Raw genomic sequence first — 5,797 nt, 5'->3', positions numbered from 1 at the left:
CTTATGGCAAGGTTATAGTTTGAGCTACTCTCTTCGCCATTTGACTTCATTAGATCGCCAAAGCCTGAGTCTTTAAATTTAGATGAGCTCTCTAAGCTATATGATGCTGGTAGTAAATTTATATTATCAGCTTTTATATCTAAGCTCTCATCTGCGCTGATATTTGAGCCTAAAAGTGTAGTATCTTGGTTTGAAGCTATGTTTATGTTTTTGGCGTTTAGATTTGAGCTAACAACCTCTTCATTTGTTGAGCTTGCTGAGGCGCTTTGCTTGCCAAGGATCTTTCTTGTTACAGATTCTGATTTGGCATTAGAGATGCTATTTGCCGATGAAATTTCTACCGCTTCATTGGCTTTTAAATTTAAGTTCTCTTTAGCATCTACATTTGAAGCAACTATGTTTATATCTTTATTGGCATTGATATTTATATTTTTGCCAGCTTTTATATTAGAGCTCTTGGCTTCTTGGCTATTGCTTTCAAATTTGGTAGATGTTTTTCCTATTACAAATGTAGGTGTGCTAAGTGAGCTAAATTTATCTTTTGCTTCTTTTAGAGGGTTTAGCTTTCTTTTTAGATCAACAACGATATCTTTTAGCACTTCATTAGGCTTTAAGATACCTACCCTGCTACTCTTATGCTCCTCTTTATGGTAGCTTTCATCATTTGTATTTGATATAGCTATAAGCTCTGCGTTTAAATTTATGTCACTACCAGAATTTAGGTTTGCACCTTTTAGGCTAAGAGCACTTTTGGCATTTAAATTTATATCGCTTCCTGAGTCTATAGTGCTATAAACTGCCTTTTTGCTGCCATTTGCCACAAGGTCAAAGCTACTCTTATAAAAGGCATTTGGATTTAAAGATATTTTGCTCTTTTTAGAAACATGAGAGCTAGCCTCTACGTTGTGGCCGTTTTCAAAGAGGATATTGTTGTTTGAGTTTAAATTTATATCTTTGTCTGATTTTAGCTTAGACGATACCAGATAGATATCGTTAGCTGAGTTTAAATTTATATTATTGCCTGATTTTAGGCTAGTGCTTACTACCTCTGAGCTTACGGCGCTATCTATGGTTTGCTTTTTAGAAAGGAGCGATTTAGAGCTATTTATAGCTGTTGCCTCGCTAGTGTTTGACTGCGCTGCTAGTATGATGTCGCTAGCTTTTAAATTTATATCTTTTAGAGAGTTTAGATGTGATGATGAGACTAAAAGAGTGTTTTTAGCATTTAAATTTATGTCGCTGTTAGCGTTTAAATTTGCAGCACTTACTCTTTTTACGCTCTCATCAAATTTCATACCTTTAGAGCTTGCGTGATGAGTATAGCTAAACTCATCTGCTTTTATCTCTATATCATTGCCTGAGTTTAAATTTATATCTCCACTCGCATCTAAATTTGAGCCAGAGACTTTTATATCATTGCCAGCTTGTAAATTTATATCATTTGTAGCTTCTAAGTTAGAGACTTTGCTAAAGTGAGACTTGCTTTGATCTAAGTTTATATTGCTCTTTGCATTTATGTTTAAATTTTTAGAGCTTAGATCAGAACTATCTATCTCTATATCATTAGCCGCAATGTTAGCATCGCCGCTAGTTGATAGCTCCGCGCCTTTTAGCTTTATCTTTTTATCCGCATTTAAATTTAGACTGTCAGCCACTACGCTACCAGCTAGACTTATGTTGCCTTTGGCGTCTATGTCTATGTTGTTAGCCATTACTAGAGCTGAGGCTTTTACGTTTTTATCTTTTGCTTCATTTTTAAATTTGCTTATACTCTCATTTCTAGCTTCATATAAGCCATCAAGGATGTTTGCTATATAAGCAGAGTTTATACTATCAAGGCTGTAGTAATACCCTTGGTTTTTAACCCTTCTATTTAGGTTTTTAATAATTGGGCTATTAAATATTGGCTCAGAGAATTTATCCAGGTCAACATTTGCTAGCTTTATATCATCATTTAGTGCATAGCTTGAAAAGTCTTGTGTGCTTCCTACTATGTTATTGCCCGCTGCAAAGACTGCTGGCAGGCCAACATCAGTGTATGAGAAGTTAAAAACTTTTCCTGTTCCGCCTTTGGTCTCCCATTTGCTTTTAAATCCTCTCCTATACCATTTCTTTTTCTCTTTCCACTTATAAACACTATAGCTATTTACATTGTTATTTAGCATTAGAGCTATGTTTTCTACATTATCGCTATTTAGTTTTAGATCTCCTCCAGCATATATAACACTCTTATCGTTTAACACATCATTTACATTTAAATTTATATCATTGTTAGCTATTATGCTGCCTGGGATGAAGTTAGCTTTATCATCTTCGTTTAGAACATCTTTAACTATGCTATATGTGATAGTTCTTTTTTGTTCATTATTCTTTGCTCTACTAGTATCAACTAGAACTTCGTTTGTATCATAGTCCAGTCTTAGGTTGTGAAATATCTTTTGACTGGTGCCAACTAAATGCGAGTCTTTGTGTAAATTTAGAGCATATAGAGCGCCATCTTTATTTGCAGCCTCTTTTAACACTAACTCATTTACCTCGTTTTCATCTAGCTCACTTATATCTTTGCCTAGTTTTTTAGCTAGTTTGGTGCTTATCTTCTCTTTTAGTTCTTTTAAATTTACACCAAGCTTATATCTATTGACACCCTCTTTTTTTAGGTGCATAGTGCCTTGTTTGTGCACTGTATCCACCCTAGCCTGCGAGCTTGAGTTATTTACTAGCTTTTTAGCTTCTACATTTATATCTTTAGCATAAATTTGGCTTGAGGTATTTACCAAAGTGTCTGCTTTTATGTTAAGGCTCTCTTTGGCTGCTATTAGCGCTTCATCTTTGTTTGTTATAGTCTTTGCCTCTATCTTGGCATCTTTATTAGAAGCGATAGCACCAGTGTTTACTATATCGCCATCAAGGCTTATTTCTATATTGTTATTTGCTATAACTAGGCCGTTATTATTTACGCCTACGCCGTTACTTGTGCCAACTAGTTTGATTTTATTAGCATACATACCGCCAAGCGCGCTACTATCTAGGCTAAAGCTATTTTCTTGGTTTTTAGCTTTTACGTCGTTATATAGTTTGCCATTGCTTGAAGCAACCGCCTTTTCACCGATGATATTTAGCTCATTTGCGTGGATATTTGAGTTTAAATTTACAGCATTTGAGATGACGTTTGTATAGTCGCTACTCTTATCATTTAGGCCGTCTCCTACGATATCGATAGAGTTATTAGATATTAGCTCTATCTCTTTAGGACTTAGTTTATTGATACTACCTGTTGTTAGTGTGAGTGAGCGAGAGTTGATCATATTTAGACCATCTACGCTTATGCCATTTGGGTTTGCTATGACTACGTCAGCCCTGCTTCCAGCTACCTCTAAATTTCCTTTTAGAGATGATTTCTCAGCCGAATTTACTTTGTTGATAATAAGGCTTGCCTCTTTTGTTAGCCTATAGTTTGCATCTATCTGGCCAGCTATCTTTGTATCTATGTTTTTATTAGAGTTATTAAGGATAGTGCCAGTAGTTGGGGTGTTAAACCTACTATATTCATTTATAGATACACCCTTGCTATCAGGGTTTGTGATGTTTATTATTAGCGTCTCATTAGGAGCTTTTAGTATATCAGGGCGATTGTTCGCACCTGGGTCAGCTATGATACTTGGCTCATTTGCCAGAGCTGGCGCGGTGCCAAGTAGCAAAGAGAGACTTACGTAGAAATTTAAGCCTATGGCTAAAAGGCTAGGCTTTTGATTGCTTTGCGCATTTGAAATTTGATTGTTCTTTAGCATATTTTATCCTTAAAATTCGTAGCTTATGATGAAATTTACATTTGTTGATTTAGTTTCAAAGCTCTTTGGTTTATAAAGAGGTTTTGAGACAGAGATGTCGTAGCTTAGGTTGTTGTAGGCTTTTATGTTGCCTCTTAGACCTATGGCGTATCCTGCAAGGGTGTTTTTATCCTTTATGCCGCTACTTGCTGCTCTTACCATACCAGCGTCAAGCCCTGCATAGACAGAGTTGCTCTTATAGTAGTTATATGAGAGGGTATTTCTTACGCTTACTCCGTGGTTTCCAACAAGCGAGCTCTCTCCGTCAAATCCCCTAACACTGTAGTATCCACCGATACTAAATTTATCTTGCAAGCTTAGTTTATTTAGACCATATCTTGCGTTGATATTTAGATCGTAGCTTAGTGGAAGTTCAAATTTATATTTGTAGTTTAGGTTTAAATTTATTAGAGCAAACCTAGATGTAGCCTCCCCGCTATCTTCTAGTGGATCAGGCTGTGATCTAAATATACCAGTGCCCTTTTTGTAAGCTAGCTTGGCGCTAAAAGCTTGGTTGTAAGAATTCCAGCTTGATTTTACGCCTACCTCATATCCAGCATTTCTCCTAGCTTGGTTATCTAGCTCGTAGTCCTCTAGGTAGTTTTTATTTTTTCTCTTAAATAGCTTTACATAGGCGCTATTTTTAAAATTTGAGTCCCTATAAAATGTATAAGCAAGGCTTAGTGAATCACTCTCGCTTCTACCTTTATATGTGTAGAGATTGTAGGCTGCATTTATGATCTGGGCGTAGTCATATTTACTCTTTTCATACTCAAGCATAAAGTAGCCAAATGGGATACTAAAGCCGTAATAATAGTTATTTGAAGCTCCGTGATCACTTGCGCCATTAAATTTATTTGTAACCTCATATTTTTTAAATATATCTTTGCCACGTGAGAAGCTAAAAATTTCGTTAAATCCAAGTAAATTTAGTGTGCTTAAATTTACCATGCCTTGGTACTTGCCGCTTTGTTTTGAACCAAGGTTGTCAAGGCTAATGGCAGCCTTTAGTGGGAAGCTATCAACCCTAGTGATCACTATGTTTGAAAAGCCAGCTCTATTTGAAGGTAAGAATTTAATACTAACATCATTTTTCGAGACGTTTTGCAGTGACTCAAGAGCCTGCTCGATATCTCTTATATTTGCTACTTTATTTTTATGAGAGTACTCACCAAATGCGCTAAATAGGCTCGCTCTATTTCTTTGGCTGTCACTTTCATTGATGCTTATATTATCTATTAGACCAAGATTTATGACAAACTCTAGCTTGGCATCTTTTAGACTCTTTGTAACTAGGCTCGCACTTGAAGTGATATAGCCACTTTTAATGATCTCGTTGTTAAAAGAGTTTATGATTAGATTGATAGAGTTTTTGCCAAGACAGCTGCTTGGCTTAAAGTCAAGCTTATTTAAGCTAGCTTCTAAAATAGAGTTAAATTTAGAAAAGTTATCTTGATAAGCTTTTCTAATTATAGCCTCGTCAGCACCACTACTAGCGTTAAAGCTAGCTACTTCGTTCTCACGAAGAAGTGAAATTTTATCTATTTTAAAACATGGGGTTTCGTTTAAATTTAGCTTACCTTCTGAAGCTATTTTTTCGTTAAGCAAATTTATGTTGGAGCTTTCGTTAAAAGAGCTTGCCATATTCGCCCTAATCTCTTCGTTGTTTAACTCGTTTTTTAGATTAGTCTCATTAGCAAGAAGCGCAGCACACACCATGCTTAAAGATAAGAGAGTTCTCATCTTAACCTTCCTTGGAAATAACTATAAAGTTATATTTTTTAAAATAATTTAGTGACATTATAAAGGATATAATCTTAATTTAATATTAAAATATAATGAAGAAAAAGAATTTTTATATAAAATATTTCAAAAATGAAACTTTTTAGATATATAAATCGCAAAGACAAATTTATTTTGATTTGCTCCTTTATAGGTAAAATTTAATTTTATATTGACAATGATTATTA

The 5,797-nt window shown here is 35.1% G+C and carries 2 protein-coding genes; both read right to left on the bottom strand.

Annotated elements, in window-relative coordinates; genetic code table 11:
* A partial coding sequence (locus tag F3G91_RS08885) for a two-partner secretion domain-containing protein (protein ID WP_149701481.1) occupies positions 1-3,788 on the bottom strand: 3,788 nt, incomplete at its 3' end.
* A 9-nt stretch (positions 3,789-3,797) separates the two neighbouring features.
* A complete protein-coding gene (locus F3G91_RS08880; RefSeq protein ID WP_149701344.1) occupies positions 3,798-5,570 on the bottom strand; it encodes a ShlB/FhaC/HecB family hemolysin secretion/activation protein in 1,773 nt (590 codons plus the stop codon).
* Positions 5,571-5,797: the final 227 nt, after the last annotated feature.

This window comes from Campylobacter concisus, assembly GCF_902460715.1.
Classification (GTDB): domain Bacteria; phylum Campylobacterota; class Campylobacteria; order Campylobacterales; family Campylobacteraceae; genus Campylobacter_A; species Campylobacter_A concisus_AK.
This window is presented reverse-complemented; position numbering and strand designations above follow the sequence as displayed.

Excerpts from the sequence above, each read along its gene's own strand:
- F3G91_RS08880 (WP_149701344.1), bottom strand. The coding sequence starts at position 5,570 with ATGAGAACTCTCTTATCTTTAAGCATGGTGTGTGCTGCGCTTCTTGCT.